The organism is Thermostichus sp. MS-CIW-15 (assembly GCF_054060575.1).
Window position 1 is genome coordinate 66,020 of the sequence record NZ_JBSSDI010000011.1, and the last position, 17,406, is coordinate 83,425.

Below are 17,406 nucleotides of genomic sequence, written 5' to 3' on the forward strand. Positions count from 1 at the left end.
ACTACCTCGCCATCAAAACGCCGGTGGAAGGTGCCGAAGAGGCTGGTTGCAGCAGTTGCCGCAGCTTTTGGATCAGCTCCTGTTCCTGGAAGGGCTTGGAGAGGTAGGCGCTGGCTCCCAGCCGCTGGGCCAGTTGGCGGTGTTTCTCGCCACTGCGGGAGGTGAGCATGACCACGGGAAGCTGGTCATACAGGGGGTGGGCACGAATCTGGGCCAGCAAGCCAAAGCCATCCAGCCGCGGCATTTCAATGTCGGTAATCACCGCTCGGATGGGAATTCCTCTCTGCAAGTGCTCGAGGGCCTCTTGTCCGTCGCGAGCCTGTTCAACCCGGAACCCTGCTCTTTCTAGGGTCATGGCCAAGAAGCGGCGCACGTTGACCGAATCTTCCACCACCAGCAGGGTGGGCTGGGCGGCAAACCTGGGCTGGGGAAGGGGATCCCTTGCCGACTGACAGGGCTGATCCCGCTGGGCGAGCAGCCAGCTCAAGAGGGCAGGCGGATCCACGAAAAGAGCGATTCGCCCATCGGCCAAAACCGTACAGCCGGAGAATCCCGACGGCAGAGGCAGACCTCCCTCCACCGGGCGCAGAGTTACCTCTTGCTCCCGCCAAAAGCGATCCACCAACAGGCCATAGGGCCGGTTGTCTTCTACCACCAGCAGCACCACAGGTCGGTCGAGAAGGGGGGTCTCGTCAATTTCCCGGCGAGGCTGCCAGCGCGCGAAGCGAAACCAGTGGCCCACAGGAATTAAAGGGATCTGCTCCCCTTCCCAGAGAAAGGAATCGGCAGGCAACTGCGGGGGGATAAGCAATTCTTCCACTGCGTTGGCCGGAAAAGCCAACATCAGCCCCTGGCATTCTGTCAGCAGCACGCGGGTGACGCTCAAAGAAACGGGCAGAGTGAGGGTAAACAGCGTGCCCCGTCCCGGCCAAGATTCCACCTGCACCTGGCCGCCAATTCGTTGCAGGTTGGTGCGTACCACGTCTAGACCCACTCCCCGTCCAGATAGCTCGCTGACTCGCTCGGCGGTGCTGAAGCCCGGCTGGAAGATCAACTCCAGCAGCTCCTGGGAGCTGGCCTCAGCCAGGTCGGCAGCGGAAAACCCTATCTGCAAGGCGCGGGCCCGGATTTTATCCAGACAGATCCCTGCCCCATCGTCTCGCACCGTGATCAGAGTGCGGTTGCCCCGTTGGCTGGCGGCAATTTCGATGAGGCCCTTGGCCGGCTTGCCCTGGGCCAGGCGGGTGTCTGGAGCCTCGATGCCGTGGTCAAAGGCGTTGCGCACCAAGTGCAACAAGGGATCCGCCAAGGCCTCCAAAATCGAGCGCTCGATTAGGGTGGATCCCCCCAAGACCCGCAGCTCCACGGGCTTGCCATGGGCTAAGCTCAGCTCCCGCAGCGCTCTGGGGAAGCGATCCGTCAAATCCGATAGAGGCTGCATGCGCACCTGGTCGAGACGGGTTTGCATTTGCCTGGAGAGGCGGCTGAGCTGGCGGGCGCTGCCTTCGGTCTCCTGCAGGGTGGTGTCGATATCGTGGGTTACCTCATCAATTTGCACAACGGTTTCCATCACCTCTTGGGTCAGCAGGTGCATCTCTCCATAGCGATCCATCTCCAAGAGGTCAAAGGTATCGGCCAAGGTCAGGCCGGGATCCCCTTCTTTTTTCAAGAGCACAGAAGCAGGCACGGTGGCAGCGACGCGGTCGTAGCTGCTGCGCAGGCGGCTGTTGGTTTCTTCTAGAGTGCGAACCCGCCGTTTGAACAAGCTGACCAGCTCCCGCAGCCGTTGCAGGCGACTGTTTAAGCGGTTGCGCTCCCCTATGAGCTCTCCCAACAGCTCCCCCAACTGTTCCAGAGGGCGAGCCGGCACCCGTAGCATCTCGGCAGCGCTTTTGGCCCCGGCTGGAATCGAATCCGGCAGCTCGGTGGCTCCTGCCATTGCAGGGGGAGGGGCTTCTGGCGGGGGGGAAACTGGAGGCTCTGCCGGATCCCAGGAGCTGGGGAGAAGAGCGACCTGACCGACCAGCACCAGGGCCTGCGAGCGTCGCCAAGCTTGTAAAGCCGCCTGAGCAACGGGCAACACCTGCTCCTTGGCATTTGGCGGCAGCGTCTCCAGAGCTTGGACTACTGAGCCGCACAGGGTGGCAAAGGCAGGCAGATCCAACATTTCCCCCAGCGCCCCCAGCTCTTGGGCAGCAATGAGAAACTCCTCCCGCAAACAGGGCTGCTCGGGGTGGGCCAGCACACCTTCCAACCGCTGCAGACAGGCCTCCACCTCGGTTGCAAACAGCAGCACCCGCATATCGCCCCCGGCCTCTGCTGCCAGGACTTGGACGTTGTCCTCAGGCTGCAACTCTCCCAACTGCTCTCGCAATTGATCGAAAAGAGGCTGCACCCGCTCTGCCAGCCAAGATTCGTCCAAAAGCCGCTGCTGGCGGTGCTGCTGGGCTATTTGGCGCATGCAATCCAACGCCGCCAAGAGGTTGCGCTCCACTGCGGGGTCGGCTTTTTGGGGATCCACCTGCAAGATCTTGAAACCATCTTCCAGGCGATGGGCCAAGTCGCTAAGCACCGGAAAGCCCATCATGGCCGCCCCGCCCTTGATGGAATGAGCAGCCCGCAGCAAGCGATCCAAACGGGGGCGATCCAAACTCTGGGATCCCAGGCCCAACACCCCTGCCTCCAGGGTGTCGAGGTAAGCCTGGGCTTCGTCCAAAAACTGCAGCCTAACCTGCCACTCGCGTGGGTCGAGGGAAGTGGGATTCGGCCCCATGCTAAACCGCCTCCCCCACCTTGAAGGTGGACACAGAAGTCTGCAACTGACGGGCAACCGCCACCGTAGCCTGGAGAGAGTTGGCCACCTGCTGCGAGGCTGCCGCCGTCTGGGCGGCAATGTTGGCGATTTGCTGCATCAACTGGCGCACCGTTTGAGATGCATCTGCCTGGGCATCGGTGGAGCGGGCAATGGCCTGAAAGAGCTGGTTCACCTGCCGCGAGACTTCCACAATTTGTCCCAGGCTCTGCTTGGCTGCTTCCACCAAGCGGGTTCCCTCCACCACCTGGCCGGTGCTGGTTTCCATCGCCTGTACCACCTCGCCGGTTTCCCGTTGGATCCCTTCCACAATGCGCTCGATCTCGCGGGTGGCTTCTGCCGACTGGGCCGCCAGTGCCCCGACTTCCTCGGCGACCACCGCAAAACCTCGCCCTTCTTCGCCGGCACGGGCTGCCTCGATACTGGCGTTCACCGCCAAGAGGTTGGTTTTCAGCGCAATCTGGTTGATCAAGGACACCACCTTGGAAATCTGCTGGGAAGATTCCCCCAGCCGCTTCACCTTCTTGGCCGTTTCGGCCACCGTTTCCCGCAGTTGCAGGATGTTTTGCACTGTGCGATCCATAGTCAAGCTGCTGTTGATGGCCGTGGCGGCGGCAGATTCGGCAACGGTGGCGGCCTGTTGGGCTTTATCGGCTATCTCCTCGATTGAGAGCGTCATTTGCTCGACAGAGCGCAAGGTCTCTTCGATTTGGGTGGCCTGTCGGAGAGCGGCTTCGGCCAACTCGCGAATGGCTGCCTCGTCACGACCAATGGATTGGTTGACTTGACCGGCGGCCTGCTGCACTTGAATCACGATGTCGCGCAAGCTCTCGATAATGACGTTGAAAAAGTCCGCCATGATGCCAACTTGTCCGGCTGTTAGCTGCGCCCGCACCGTGAGATCCCCCCGTGAGGCTTCTTTGACCTCGCTGATAAGCTGCAGCAGCTCTCTTTGCAGCGCTTCCGACCGCTCCCGTTCCTGGGCCGCCACGGCTTTTTGCTCCAGCGCCCCCAGGTTACCCAAAGCTTGACCCAGGCGGTTGGCCAGCTCTGCCAAGGTTTTCTGTTCTTCGTCAGACCAGCTCTGGCTTTGGGCGCGGCCTATTGCCAAAAAACCGTAAAGCTCATCGCCACGCACCACCGGCGCTATCATCTCGGCTTTCAGTTGGGCTGTGGCCAGCCTCTGCAGGTAGTCGGCGCCCAGATCTGGCCTAGGCACCGGGCCAAAAGCGTAAACTTGCCCGCCGTGGAGAGCCTGCTGGATCGGAGCCGGGATCCTGCGGAGGAGGGTGCCCAAGGTGTCGGGCAGGCGGCTGTCGTGAGATTCAGCGATAACCTGCGCCTCTTCGGGAGCGGTCAAGCGATAGAAGGCCACTCGTTCGGCACCGAAGCGCTGGCGCATCTCGCCCAACAAGTCAGTTAGGGGATCGATCAGCTCTTGCTCTTGGCGAATCCGGGCAATATCGGCAAACCGCTGGGCCAGTCGGGTGTCGGAAACTTGTCGCTCGTAGGTGGCGTTGCGTTCCCGCACAAAGTTGCGCACCAGGATCAAAATGATCCCCCAGCTCAGCAGCAGAATCGGGAAGCTGATGCCGGAAAAGATCAAAGCCTGCAGCAGATCTTGCTCGTAAAGCTGGACGCTGGCCTGAATGTTGCTGCGAATGGCCTCCAGGGTTTGGTTGATCCCTTCGGCGTAGATGCGCTTTTGCTCTTCGTACTCAGGGCTGTGCAGCAAGTTGAAAGCCCGTTCCTGCTCGCCGGCCCGAATCAGATCAAAAGCCTGCACTTCCCACTCCACCAGCTTGATGTTGGCTGCTGTGGTTTTGGCTGCATAGGCTTCGTAAGAGGCGGGATCCAATTGCTGAATCTCCGCCAGCACCTCATCCAACTGAGGGACATGGATGTTGTAGCGCTCTTCCCAGGACAGATCCCCGCTGGCAGCGGCCATGCGGGCAGACATGGTCAAGACTTCATCCAAATAGATCACCTGATCGCTCAGGTTTTGCAGGGTGAACTGCCGCAAGATCGCCGGCTTGAACTCGAAATAGGTGCGGGCTACGCTGCCGGCAGAGACGGCAAACAGCAGGGAGCTGATGCCCAGAGGAAAACTGATTGCCAGGGCCAGGCGGGATCCCGCGACTTTGCGTTGGGGCCGAGAAGATGGAGCAGGCCTGAGAAAGAGGGGACGGAAGGAAACCATAGAATTTTGCCTTTAAGTGAGGGTAAGTCAGGGAAAAGGTCGCCAAGATCAAGCTCAAGGGTTTGCCGAGGAATCAACTGAGTTGAGCTTTTGGACAATGGCAAGAGGGTCGAGCACCCAGAGAGGCTCATCCCCTTCCAACACCAGCCCTTTGCAAGAGTCGTAGAAGTTCTCCAGTCGAAAGTTGTTTTGTGCTGCCTGGGCTTTTGTTAAGGGTTGGATCTCCTCGGCGGGCACTCGAGCTACTCCTTTCACGTGTTGGGTTGCCAGGCCCAAGCCTGTTCGCACTGGCGATGCAGAGCCCCCAAATTCTGGGCGCATCACCACCAAGTGGTGTTCGGGCTGCCCAAAGTCCAAGGGCTCTAGGCCGAGAAATTGCGGCAGATCCAGTCCCCAGAGAATGCGATTGCGATAGTTGAACAAGCCCAGCACCCATGCGGGCTGGTTGGGGAGAAGGGTAAAGTGGTGCGGGCCAACAATTAGAGCTTCCTGGGCAAATGCCATGGGCAAAAGGGCCCGACAGTCTACCCCCAACTGTAGATGTAAGTACAGCTCGCCGGTACGGGTAGAAGTAGGGCTGTGTGGGGAGAAAGCTACCGCCATTGCCGTTCTCGCTCTGCCAATTCTAAGACATCTCCTAAGAACAATTCGTGATAATCACAGGGATCCTAACTGGAGGCGCAGCTCAGCAAGGACAGGAGTGGCAAAAATCATGAGCTCGGGCTGAGCACTACTGATTTCACGGCCCGCAAAATGTCTTCGCGGGTAAAAGGCTTGGTCAGATAAAGATCGATCCCTTGCTTCATGCCCCAGAGTTTGTCCAGCTCTTGATTTTTAGAAGTACAGGCCACAACGGGCAACTTTTGGGTTTCCGGGTTTTTCTTGATTTGGCGGCACAATTCCAGCCCGCTCATGCCTTCCATGACCAAGTCCGTCAGCACCACATCGGGTTTGTCGTCGCGGATCTGCTGCAATGCCTCTTGGGCGTTGGCCACCGCTACCACCTGATAGCCTTCTGAGCGGAGGTAATCGCTGATGAGCTGTCGCTCCGAGGCCACATCTTCCACCACAAGAACTTTCACCATGATCGACATCTCCTTACCTCTTTTTCGACGAACCTTTAGAGGGATCCCTAGCTGAGATAGCGAAACACCATCTGCAGCAATTCTTCCTGCCGAAAGGGCTTGGTCAGGTAATCGGTGGCACCGGCCAGGCGCGCCTTCACCCGATCGATCAGACCTTTGTGGCCTGTGACCATCACCACCGGCACATCCTTTAACACGGAGGATTTGCGGATGAGGCTGCACAATTGGTAGCCATCCACGTTGGGCATACCCACGTCCAGCAGGATCAAATCTGGCTTGAGGGTGGTCAGCTTCATCAGGGCTTTCAAAGAGTCGCTGATGGCGTGAATGACCAGGTTGTGCCCTTCCAACAACCGCTGCAACTCGCTGAGCATGGCTTCGCTGTCGTCAATACAGGCCACAATCCAGGTTTTCGAGGCCTGGGGAGATGGGCCTAGATCTGCAAGCCCGTTGGCCAGGTGAAGAGGGACGGTGGGAGTTTCTGAGGGCTGTGATTCTGTCTCAAGCTTGGCCGAGTAGGTTTTGGGCAGCCGATCAAAGGGGGGCTGGGGATCCCGCAGGACAAGGATACCGGCTTTGACCAGAGGATGTAGGCGGCGAGCGATCTGGAGGTCGTCTTGATCGAGAAGGGCGCTCAACTGGCGGAAGCTAAACCCCTTCAGTAACCGGCCTAGCCGTTCCTGTTGCTCGGCGGGAAGGCGTTCTGCCTGGGCCCGGCTGGCAAAGTAGGGCCGTTGGTAGGGGGAGGTGATCTCAGGCCCCAAAGATTGCCATGCCCGTAGCCGCTTTTGGATCAGGTCGAGCAGGGATCCCCCATCCCACTGGCCCAGGGTGGGCACGTTGTCCAGTGGGATGATCTCCTGCTGAAAGCCCCCTGGAACCAGCAACAGATTTTGCAGCACCTCCTCGCCGATCCAAGCATTCAACCTGCGCGCAGCTTCCCAAGGCAGCAGTTGCTCCGTTACCATCCAACTCAGCCCCAGAAGGTCTGCAGGTAGAGGCCCAGTCTCCTGAGCCAATAGCGCCTCCACCTGCCGATGGATACGTAGGCAATTTTGGCGAGTCAGAGAAAAGACTTGATGGCTGAGCCGACGCAGGTGGCGATCCAAGCGCTCCAAGGGCTCCAAGCTGTGGTGAGCAAACCCCAGGCGACCTTGGTGAAACACCAATGACCAAGTGCCCAGCCCCTCCCCTTTGTCCAAGGCACTGAAATACCGAACAACTCCTGTGAAGCTGACCTCTGCGTTCAGCAGATGGGCCGAGACTTCTGTACAGACGGGGGGACGGTTCATGGGTCGAGAGGACGTGCTCGGACAATTTCCTGCGCTGAGGTTGATGACACGACTGAAGTCTTAGCTACCCCACAAGCCGGTGAAAAAATGCTTTCCAGAATACAGTTCAAGCCCAGCCCTGACCCAGACGAGATCTTTAGATGAGCCAAGCCCAACAAGACGGCCAAGGCTGCACGAACTCAAAGGCAGTTTCAGCGTTCAATCCGTATTCAGAAAAACTCTCCTCCTGGGGAGATCGATGACTATTGCTCATCAGCCAATCTCTAAAGGTGAAGGCTAGCCCTCAGATTGTCTGCTGGCTTTCTTACTCGGGAACTTCCCACGGAAAGCCTGCAAGACAAGATAAAGGTAACCCCGATAAACCTCTTCCGTAAAAATACGGAACTTAGGTCTTCTCCAATTTCCAAAGCTGCTCCAGGTGGGCTTGGCAGCGGCGCAGCAGTTGCCGACTTTCTTCAAAGCTGATCTGCTCCAAGGCTTCGGGGTAGGAGCACCAGCGGTAGGCGGCCACCTCCTCCGGTTGCACCTGCAGCTCAGGGGGAGGAAACTGGGGTGGCAGCAGAGCCACGTAGTAGGTGACGGTCTTGGCCACCGCGTTTCCCTCGGGATCTATAAAAGTGTAGGCCTCTTGCAGCGTCAAAGGGCCAGGCTGGCCGGGCAGGGTCAGGAGCTGGTAGTCGGTTAGGCCGGTTTCTTCCCGCAACTCCCGCTGGGCTGCCGCCAAGTCGCTTTCCCCCTCATCTTTGTGGCCTTTGGGAAAGGCCCAGTGCCCCTTCTGATGCTGGATGAGCAGGTAGAGATGGGATCCCTGGGCGGGCGGGAGGGGCAGGATCGGGATTACGCCGTAGGCGGCATCGGTCAGCATGGGGAGCTAGTCTCCAAAGAGTTTGATGGCGGGCGGCCTGGGATCGAAAACCCCGTTGGGATCCACCCGCGGGCGCTCCACCCCTTGCAGGGGATAGAGAGGGCGACCCGTGTCGAATTGAAAGAGGTAGATAGGCAACTGGCTGCTCCCCAAAGGCAAGAAGGCTAGGGTATCGATCTGGGTAAGGGCGTTGCGGCTGGCCGGTCGGGTGAGGTTAAAGGCGGCGATGCGGTCTTCCAAGGGGGTCTTGGCCTCGCTGCGTCGGCCTAGGCCAATGCTAAATTGCTGGTTTCCCTGCTCATCCACCCCCAAAACCTGCACATCTCCTAGCTCCACTGGGGGCGTGCTCTCCGGCAGGCCGGCCACCACCGGCGGCGCATCCACCGGCGGCTGCGAGGGCAAAAAGCGCAGCTGCACCCCCTCCGGCAGGATGCGGTAGTCCTGGTAGTCGTGCCGGATGGAAAGGGATCCCCTGAACAGGCGGCGGGTCAGGCCCTCCAGCGTCCAAAACCCGTAGGCCAAATTGATGCGGGTGCTCTCCGGCAGCCAGTAGCTAACCCCTGCCTGGGGATCCGGCACTGCCGCAAACCCTATCAGGGCATAGGCCTGTCCCCACACCCCCGACAAAAACAAGAGCACCTGCCGCGGCAGCCCCGACTCCGGATCCAGCCACAGCTCCCGCACCTGGCCCTCTTGGAGAGGCTCTAAACGCAGATGCTGGACAGGGGATCCCGCCAGAGTTACCCGTTCTGAGGAGAGGACGCGGTAGCGGCTGGGATCAGCCTCTAGATGAAAGCTCACCGAGGGCAGGAGCGCTTCGGGCCGGCTCACGTACACGGAATACAGCTTGAGCAAGTCCGATTGGTTCACCGCTTCCAGTTGCCGCGAATCCAACAGGCGAACACGATCCCCCTCGGCTACCCAAGCCTGCCAACTGCCGTCGCGGCAATAGAGCACATCCAAGGTGGCTGTAAAGGTTTGGGATCCCTCCACCCGCACCTGCTGGCGGTACTGCAGGTTGGGCGGAGGTGGCAGTTGGCGCAGAGCAGCGTTGTAGCGCTGCAGCCAAGCTTGGGGATCTTGCTCAGAGCTTGGGAGAGAAGCGGGATCCGACTGGGCCAAGGCCAGATCCGCCGCCTGGAGGGCAACCAGCCCTGCTAGCAGGAGTACCGCCCCGCCGAGGGATCCCTGCCGTTGCCACCTTCTCGGGTCGGACTGTTTGGGGGACATCAGCTTACCTTACTCTTCAAAGGGATCCCTCCTGTCTGTCCGCCTACTCGATGGAAATAGACTGAGGGCCTTGGGTGGGGGCGGGCGGATCCTCTACCCTCAAGCCCTGGGACTCCAGCCAGCTCCGCAGCGGATCTTGCCTGATGTCCAAGCGCAGCAGGCCGCTTAGGAAGCCCCCGCAGAAGACAACGGGGTTACTCAAAAAGGTCTTCCAGACCTCGTTGTTGGTGAACATAGTCGGCATCCCAAACCCTTCCCCATCCTAGCAGGGCCCTCAGGGGAGAGCCTCCTTCCTTGCTAGACGGCAATTAACTTCTGGCGATCTATGTTTTGCAGGATACTGAAGATGTTATCGCCAAGGCGCTGGAACTCCTTGCCGCTTTTGTCGGCAAAATGGAGCACCCAGGGCAGCCTACAGGCTTGGAAGCCACTGGCAGGATGAAGTTGAGAGAGGTGATAGGTTTGTAAAGCCAGAACTTCCAAGGGAGTCTTGCCGTGCTCGTGGATCGCTCGCAGAGGTCTTGCACTGCCGAGGGAGTTCCCACCTTTTCTAATGGGCTGGCTTGTTATTAGAGTAAACGACTTTCGCGAGTAGTCGAAAACAACAGTGCCTATTTTGGCATCTTTGTACTTACCTTTTCCTTCTTCTATCCCCATTCTTCCTGTACCGCTTTTGCGTATGCCAACAATATCCACAGCAATCTTTTCTTTTTCTAGCTCCTCAATTGTTCTACTAAATTCGCCTCCTTGAACTAAACCATCCCTCATCAAGAGAACCTTGCTTGGATATCGACTAAGCTTGTCATAAAACCTATTGACAAGTTTGGACACAGTTTGATAAATTGCGTCCCCGGAGAAGGTTTCTCCTCTCTGCACAGCAGGTAGCTCCCAACCTAAGCTCTGCCCATCAGCCAGAACAGCGAAAGCAGAGGCTCCGTAGTATAGCCGCCGATTGGTTCCCACATCGAAGCCGATGATCAGCTCAGGGCCTACAGGATCGTCGAGGGGTTCCAGGAGTACCGGCTGCCACGCTGCCTTGCACAGAAGCCCGAGGACGACGTTTAGAGCCTTGTAGGGATCAGCCCCAGGGATCATAAACTGAGTTGCTATCCCCGCTTCGAGAGCCTCCACACGGATCTTTTGCTTGTCCTTATTGGGTGACCACGGCATAACGACCAAAACGGTTTTGATCCCTTGCTCAGCCCAGGTTTGCCAGAACCTTTTTCGGGCGAGATCGCCCTCAGGCAAGTCTTGCTGAGTGGCATAGAAGTCTACTTCAATTTCCGCGCCGCTTTTTTGGGCTACCTCAAGCAAGCAGTTGAGCACTTCGCTAGGGTACTCTCGCTTGTCGTCATAGAGGTTTAGACATGCAAACTTGGTCTCGCCTACCTTCGCACATCCCCGGTATCTAACCCGAGCAGGATTTTCAACTGGTCTGCGACCCGATCCCAATAGCTTTGGCTTGGGCAGGATGTAGCCTTGGGTCTTTAGCGGCTTAATTTCCTCAGGAGAAAGTTTGTAGACTTCCTTTATAATGGTCCTCGCAGTCTCTTCGGACTTTTCGAATCGTTCTTTCAAACTTTTTCTGATGCACTCGATAACAGCGGCGCTAACTTTTCCGCCAGGGCTTCTGTTGTCTTCTAGACTGGCTAGCATCTCCAAGGTTAAAGCAGGCGATAACCTTCGGGAGAGATGGGGATAACGTCTTTCCTTTGATGCTACTTCGACTACCCAAGAGCTCTCAACTTCTTCTACAAGTGCATTGTACTTCTGTAAATGATACTCCGCCAGACTGATGTTCTGCTCTGGTAACCGAATCTCCCGTGGGGATTGGTTAGAAAGAATACGCAGATATTTCCAAGTCAAACGTTTGCCGTTCGCATCAAAGTATGTATTTCGCACAATCTCGATTGGAACGTCCGGATAGCTTTCCAACCATTCATGCAAAGTCCACGGCGTGTAGAAGCGGTAATGAATATCGACTTCTAAGTAAAGCTTTCCGTCTGGTTCGACGGCAACATCTATCATTCTCCCTCTGTGGATTTCCCAGCCTTCTCCGGAAAGTTCTACCTCTTTCTGAGCAGTCACCCACCAGAGCAGGCCGCCTCCTATCCATTCGACTTCAGTTTTCTTGTACTGAGATTTAAGGCGCAACCCTATCCTCTTGCGCTCAAAGCTTTCGAGGGCGCTTCTTTCTTGAGCATTGGCACAGGTTAGAACCCTAAGCCCACGCTCTTCCAACTCCCACTCTGGTGTTTTGAGCTGGCTGGGCGAAACTCTTTCCTGCGTGATAATGCGACTTCCCAAACGAGCAGCTATTACATCTAGCCGATTGCAAACCCTAGCGATAGCTCTCTGCTCTTCTCCTAGCTCCGGGGGTGGGTTTGGCCTACAGTCGTACTCATAAAAGGTGAGGTCTTCCTGAGCTAGCTCCTTAACAAGAAAGCGATTGAGGATAACTGGAACTTCTTGCTGAAGCAGTCTCATTAGCAAACTTTGCGTTTAAGCTCCTCTCTAGGATAAGCCCTAATTGTCTCAATCGTGCCCCTAGGTCAGGGCTGAAACAACTCGGGCGGGGCCAGGTCATAGCTAAACGCCTCAGCTTCAAAGTGGCCGCTCATGCCCACCACTTGCCATTCGGCGCTGCGATTTCCCTGCTGGAAGCGCAACCGCTGCGCCCGCAGCGGTACTACCTGGAGGACCTCGGCTGGAAACGCCTGGTACTCTCCCAGGTACTGCCGGGGATCCGGCGGCAGGTCGGCACTGCTTTCGATTTGAATCCAAAACACTCGTCCCGCCTGGTTGCCGTAGGCCCGGATCTGCTCTTGGCCTTGGTAGTGCTCCACGCCGCGCAGCCGCTGCCGCCCCACTTGCATAGACTTAGCCCACTCCGGCAAGGGATCCCCCAAGCTAATCGGCCAGGCTGGTGCACCCAACCCCAGCCAACACAACAGCAGCAGAACCCAGACCCAGGGCCAGCGGCGTGTCCTTCGATGGGCAGGGATCCCTTGGGCAACCATCACTTTCCTCCGCAGTTAACTCGAGGCTTCAGAAGAGGGGATCGGCCTCAGCGCAGGTGAAAGCCGATCCGCCCCCTTTCAATATCAAAGGCAACATCGGCGTTGAAAAACAGGGGCATGCCCAACAGTTGCACGCTCTGGTTGCCGTTGACAAAGATCCGATCCCGGCTGGGCGTTACCGGAAAGCCAACCCGAATGCGGTAGTCAAAGGCTCCCTCCAAGAGAGCCCGCCATTCCGAGCCTGGGGGTAGGGTTGAGGTGGGAAAGGGAGCTGCTCCCAACAGGCGAACGTTGAGGAAGATGTCGGAAGCGCCGCTGTCAAATACGGTGGGGCTGAGGGCATTTTGGATAGAAGTGTTGCCAATGCTGTAGGCCACCTGCAGGGCCTCATCCCGCCAGATGGGTGTGCCATCGGGAAAGCTACCCACCTGGGGCAGTGGCCGAAAACTGAAGCCAGCGGTGTTGGCCTCCGTCAGGCCGACTGTGAAAAGGCCTTGAACAGAGTCGAACCCCCCTGTCTGAACAATGTACCCAGAGCGGAAATTGCCCGGCAGGCGGGTGAGGGGACTAAACAAGTTGCGATCGGGGCTGCGCTCGTCCAAAGAGGTGCCCAGGATCCCGGCAAAGGGCTGCCCTGGCCCAAATAGATAGTCGGAACAGCTGGCCACCAGCGGCTCCACACAGGTGATTTGGTCAATCAACTGAATCGTGACCGGCTCTCGGCTCTGGATCCCACCCAAGCTGAAGGGAGCGCGAGCCAGCACGCCAATAAATCGCGTGCCATCGGCGAAGGTTACCGTGGAAGGGATCCCCGTCCGCTCTAAGCCAAAGCGCCCTGCTACCGACGACAGAATACGCAGCCCTGCTGAGCCGGTATCCAGAAGCACTTCAGCCTCGCTTCCAGCCACACCCACTGTCAAGCCCAGCAACTTAAAGCGGCTGGTGCCCAGAGTGCGCACCGCTAGAGGAATCGACCGGCTGCCCGGCTCAGGCGGAGGAGGGATCAATCCAGGAGGGGAGGTCCCAGAGCCCTTGAGGCTAGAACAGGCGATCCCCAGCAGCACCGCCAGCGCCAGCACCAGCCCCCTTAGCCTGCGCCAGGTTTCCCTTGTCCAGGCTTTCCTCGGGAGCTGCGCTCCTGTCTGCATCAGATCCTCCAGCCACCAAACGCTCGAGCAGGGAAAACCGGACGGTGCCAACCCCCCTGCCCCTAGCTTGCCGAGGGGGCTGCCAAGGCGCGCAGTGCTCGGATATGCCGGCCAAGAACAGTGTAGCCAGAGCCCGAGGCGGGATCCCCCCTTCTGCTAGCGGGACGGGTTCTCGCCCTGCGGGCTAGCTTCCGGCATCAGACAGCCGAGGGCATCACACCCTGCTGGCCCCTCTGCGGTTAGGGCGAGGTTGCGGTCATAGCGCGCCAGCGCCTCGTAAAAGTTGTCGGTCTTTCGTCTTTGCTTGACCTCGGCCATCAGCCGCTCGTAGGTGGCTTTGTCAATTTTCTCAAAGGGCAAGCGGGGGAAGGGGGCGTCGAAGCGCGCCAACAGCGCTGCGCTAATGTACCCCTCGTCGTCGCGGATGGCCTCGTAAATGCGGGATCCCAGCGCCTCGATCTCGTCCTCCCGCAGCTCGAGGGTGGCCGAGGTGTTGTGGGTGGTGTAGTACTTTTGCACCTGCATGTAGAAGTCGAACTGGGCCAGGGCAGAAAAGCGCTCAATCTCAATCTCCTCAGCGCCGGGCAAGTTGGCCCACTCCACCTCCACCGGCAGCTCCACCAGCCACTCGGTGCAGCGGGGATCAAAGGGGTCGTTGAGCAGGTTGCCGTGCTCATCCTTGTCCGACTGGGCGGGCACCACCGAGTAGCCGTAGTCCAGGCAGGCCAGGGCCACGGGGTCGTTTTTGGCAAAGGTGATGCGGCGAATGTAGCGCTGGGCCTTGGGCGGGTGCCAGCCGGGAGAGGCGTTAGTCAGGAGCGACTTGGTGCCGGCAGGTTGAACGGTTGTGCAGCGGTTGGGGCGGCGCAACCCGTGACGGTCGCAGTAGTCCCAAACCACGCGGTGGACGACCTCCTTCCAAAAGCTGAGGTATTCCCGCTCCTGCTGCTTAAACTCCCGCCCCAGAGGCGTATCGGGCCTCCCTTCCTGCCACCAGCGCAGCCAGTCCACCCCAAAGGCTTTGACGCAAAAGTCAAATAGACCAGTAAACGAGACGCCGACAATGGGATCCCATTCCCTTGAGCGCTGGAAGCGGGGCTCAACAAAGCGGTGGTGCAATAGCGCCGCAGCCGACAGGGCCCCTGCCGTAAAGGCCTCCTCTTGCTCCTGGCGGTTGTGGGGATCTAGCCGGTTGAGGTGGATCTCGGCCAGATTGCAGTGGAAGTCGCATCCGATGATCTCACCGCAGTTGTGGACAACCAACCCATTGGCATCAAAGCAGCTTGGGCCGGGCACGGTGCAGTCATAGACCGGTTCCACGCCGTCAGGCTCCAGGGCTGCAACTGTAACCGTAAACCGCTCCCGGTTGAGCCGGCGCTGGTAGCTGCCGAGCAGTTCACCTAGCTTCTGAGCTTTGCGCGGTTCTCGAAAGCCCACCACTGCCTGAAACTGGTGCAGGTTGTCCCCGCTAATGACCAGCTCGTGCTGCACCTGGCAGGCGTAGGGGGCTGGCTGGCGCTTGCTATCAGGCAGCAGACGATACCCAGCGGGACGGCGATTCTCGTAGATGACCGAGACAATCCCTAGACGCGCCAGCATGCGCTGCACAGCTTTGAGGGTGTCCAGGTTGCTTTGGGAAAGCCGCACACTAACTCCCTTCTCTTGACCGCCCTGCACACTGCCGTCTGCGTCAAACAGGCCGCACAAAAAGCCGCGGTGGAAATCAAAGCTTGTGGCTTCCAGTGCCGCAGTCATTTGCTTCTGTCCTGGAGCCATGCCGAACTTAGCTGCCAGTTTCGCCAAGCCGGTGGAATGGATAACCCGGCACTTCAGCTTGGGGTGATAATAGGTCTCTGGCCGGCGAGGTTCGTACCCTACCGCAGCCTGCAACAACTGAGCCGCGTGTAGGCTCATCTCCTGCTGCGTATCCTGCCCATAGCGCAGTACAGCCGTGTCATTCCACTGGGTTGTGGCAAGGCTGCCGTCGCCCAGCCAATTCCCCAAAAGCCAGCCTTCCTCCCAGGTCCCCTCACCATCCCAGGGGGTTAGGTCGCGATGGTTGTGCAGCAGGATGCGGTCGCCCGGGCGGAGCTCTTCTGCCGGCACCCATTCCGTGTATTGCGCCTTTGGAGTCTGGGCAATGACTTTGAGAACACGATGGTTGCCCGTCAGCCGAAGAGAAAATCCCTCCTGGGTCACCAGCTTGAGCACGGGCTTGGTGCCGGAGTAGAAAAACCCCTCTGGGGTCGTGCTGAATAGCTCGCCGTTGACGTAGGTGCTGTGCTGCTTGCCAATAAGGTCTTTCACCTGGCGCGGGCCGTCGCCCGTGTGGATCCAAGTGTCTGCGGTAACGCAGGGGTTCAGCCCATACCGTTGCACCCTATGCCACGTTGGCGGTTGGACAGACGGAGAGCTACTAGCTGCCTGCCGCTCCTCTATCCAGCGCCTAGCTCCCTCGGGTCCCTCCGAGGCATAGACGTTGAGGAACTCCCGCTTCAGCTCGGGGGTGTTGATTAGGTCGGCGTTGGCCCGCGCTACGGCTTCCCCAGCCCACTGGATAGCCCCCTCGCCGGAGTAAAACTGCTTGCGCACGGCAGCAATGCACTCTTCCCGCGTTGGCTTGCGGTGAAATACCCGGGTGTGGTTGGCCATGCGCAGGGCATCTCGCTCAGGGTCAATTCTCCAGTTGCCCTGCTCGTCCTGCTGCCAGAGATTGTCTTTGGCGCTAGATCCCAGCTCGTCGTCGGCGGCAAACTGGCGCATACCTGCACTACGGCGGATATTCCCCGCCACCACCGTTGCGGCCGCCTCATCAATGAGCAGGCAGCACTCCACCGAGTTCAGTTGCCTGCCCACGGCTTTGTTGAGGATGGCGGCACAGCGCTGGTACAAGCCGGGCAGCTTGATGGGGTTGGCCACGCCCCCAAACCCTTTTAGCCGCTCCCCAGCGGGGCGCACATGGCTGAGATCCACCGTCACCTCCACCTGACCCCCAAAACTGGGATCCGCCGCCAGCTCCAGCAGCGCCTGGTAGCACTCCACCCAGCCCCGCCGGCTATCCCCCACCTGGATGTGCACCCGGGATCCCTGCCGCTGGATGGGGGTGTGCTCCTGCCGAGAATGCCGCGGCGTGGCGCCGATGGATCCCACCACCTGCACCTGCAGGCGGTTGAGGATGGGGGGCAAGCGGTTGATGAACTGGGGCTCCAGCACCGCCCCCGTGCCGCAGCCCATCATGGCCAAATCCATCATCAGGCCAAAAGAGCGCCAGTCCACCACGGTGAGGCTGGTGCAGTTGTAGGCACCGGAGTAGTTTTCCGGCTTCTGGATCCAGTCGGTGCCCATCACCCACAGGGCCCGACCGGAGATCAAGGCCTTCAACTGCCGCTGCAGACGTTCCACCAGCTCCCGCTCTTGGGGAGTAAAACGCCCTAAGCGGGCAATGTCAGCCAGGGTGCGATCGCAGACGTCGCTCCAGGTCTCGCGGCTGCTATCTGGGCGACGCCGACTGTAGGTACGGTAGAACACGGGGGCAGCCGCCGGGGCCGTGGCTGGAAATTCGCCCAGGGAGCCCATACCAAGTCCCTGGATTGCCGGAGAATGTGCTTCCTTGCTCTGAACCATAGTTACACCCCTTCTGCAAAGCTGCCTTTGGGAAAGCTGATACATTTACGCTGAACACTGCTGAGCATTACTGCTCAGCGGTGAAGCGATAGCATTCTGTCCGTTTCCGTTGTCACTACGCGACGCTGAC

12 protein-coding genes are annotated in these 17,406 nt (G+C 59.0%); all 12 read right to left on the minus strand.

Going from position 1 to position 17,406, the window contains the following annotated elements; all coding sequences use genetic code 11:
• Window position 1 precedes the first annotated feature (1 nt).
• The 12 genes from ACVW0R_RS05885 to nrdJ all read right to left on the minus strand — a co-directional run bounded on the left by ACVW0R_RS05885 (window position 2) and on the right by nrdJ (window position 17,228).
• Window positions 2-2,773, minus strand: a complete 2,772-nt coding sequence (locus ACVW0R_RS05885; RefSeq protein WP_011434294.1) for a hybrid sensor histidine kinase/response regulator — start codon at window positions 2,771-2,773, stop codon at window positions 2-4.
• Between the two features lies 1 nt (window position 2,774).
• Window positions 2,775-5,012, minus strand: a complete 2,238-nt coding sequence (locus tag ACVW0R_RS05890; protein ID WP_457501798.1) for a methyl-accepting chemotaxis protein — start codon at window positions 5,010-5,012, stop codon at window positions 2,775-2,777.
• A gap of 54 nt (window positions 5,013-5,066) precedes the next feature.
• The gene (locus tag ACVW0R_RS05895; protein WP_011430974.1) at window positions 5,067-5,615 is read right to left on the minus strand and encodes a chemotaxis protein CheW; all 549 of its coding nucleotides are present in this window, start codon (window positions 5,613-5,615) and stop codon (window positions 5,067-5,069) included.
• A gap of 107 nt (window positions 5,616-5,722) precedes the next feature.
• Window positions 5,723-6,097 carry a response regulator gene (locus tag ACVW0R_RS05900; protein ID WP_457501799.1) on the minus strand — a complete coding sequence of 125 codons (375 nt, stop codon included), beginning with the start codon at window positions 6,095-6,097 and terminating at the stop codon, window positions 5,723-5,725.
• A gap of 47 nt (window positions 6,098-6,144) precedes the next feature.
• On the minus strand, window positions 6,145-7,389 hold the full coding sequence (locus ACVW0R_RS05905) for a response regulator (protein WP_414341953.1): 1,245 nt from the start codon (window positions 7,387-7,389) through the stop codon (window positions 6,145-6,147).
• A 385-nt stretch (window positions 7,390-7,774) separates the two neighbouring features.
• Window positions 7,775-8,254, minus strand: a complete 480-nt coding sequence (locus tag ACVW0R_RS05910; protein ID WP_011430977.1) for a bis(5'-nucleosyl)-tetraphosphatase — start codon at window positions 8,252-8,254, stop codon at window positions 7,775-7,777.
• A gap of 6 nt (window positions 8,255-8,260) precedes the next feature.
• A complete protein-coding gene (locus ACVW0R_RS05915; RefSeq protein WP_414508259.1) occupies window positions 8,261-9,484 on the minus strand; it encodes a hypothetical protein in 1,224 nt (407 codons plus the stop codon).
• A 43-nt stretch (window positions 9,485-9,527) separates the two neighbouring features.
• Window positions 9,528-9,719, minus strand: a complete 192-nt coding sequence (locus tag ACVW0R_RS05920) for a hypothetical protein (RefSeq protein WP_240527340.1) — start codon at window positions 9,717-9,719, stop codon at window positions 9,528-9,530.
• Window positions 9,720-9,781: 62 nt separating this feature from the next.
• On the minus strand, window positions 9,782-11,791 hold the full coding sequence (locus ACVW0R_RS05925) for an argonaute PAZ domain-containing protein (RefSeq protein ID WP_457501800.1): 2,010 nt from the start codon (window positions 11,789-11,791) through the stop codon (window positions 9,782-9,784).
• Between the two features lie 245 nt (window positions 11,792-12,036).
• Window positions 12,037-12,504 (minus strand): hypothetical protein, encoded by a 468-nt coding sequence (locus tag ACVW0R_RS05930; RefSeq protein ID WP_414346720.1) that lies wholly within the window; start codon window positions 12,502-12,504, stop codon window positions 12,037-12,039.
• Window positions 12,505-12,551: 47 nt separating this feature from the next.
• Window positions 12,552-13,652 (minus strand): hypothetical protein, encoded by a 1,101-nt coding sequence (locus tag ACVW0R_RS05935; protein WP_457501801.1) that lies wholly within the window; start codon window positions 13,650-13,652, stop codon window positions 12,552-12,554.
• Between the two features lie 156 nt (window positions 13,653-13,808).
• Window positions 13,809-17,228, minus strand: coding sequence for a ribonucleoside-triphosphate reductase, adenosylcobalamin-dependent (nrdJ, locus tag ACVW0R_RS05940; protein WP_457501802.1), 3,420 nt, complete (start codon window positions 17,226-17,228; stop codon window positions 13,809-13,811).
• Window positions 17,229-17,406: the final 178 nt, after the last annotated feature.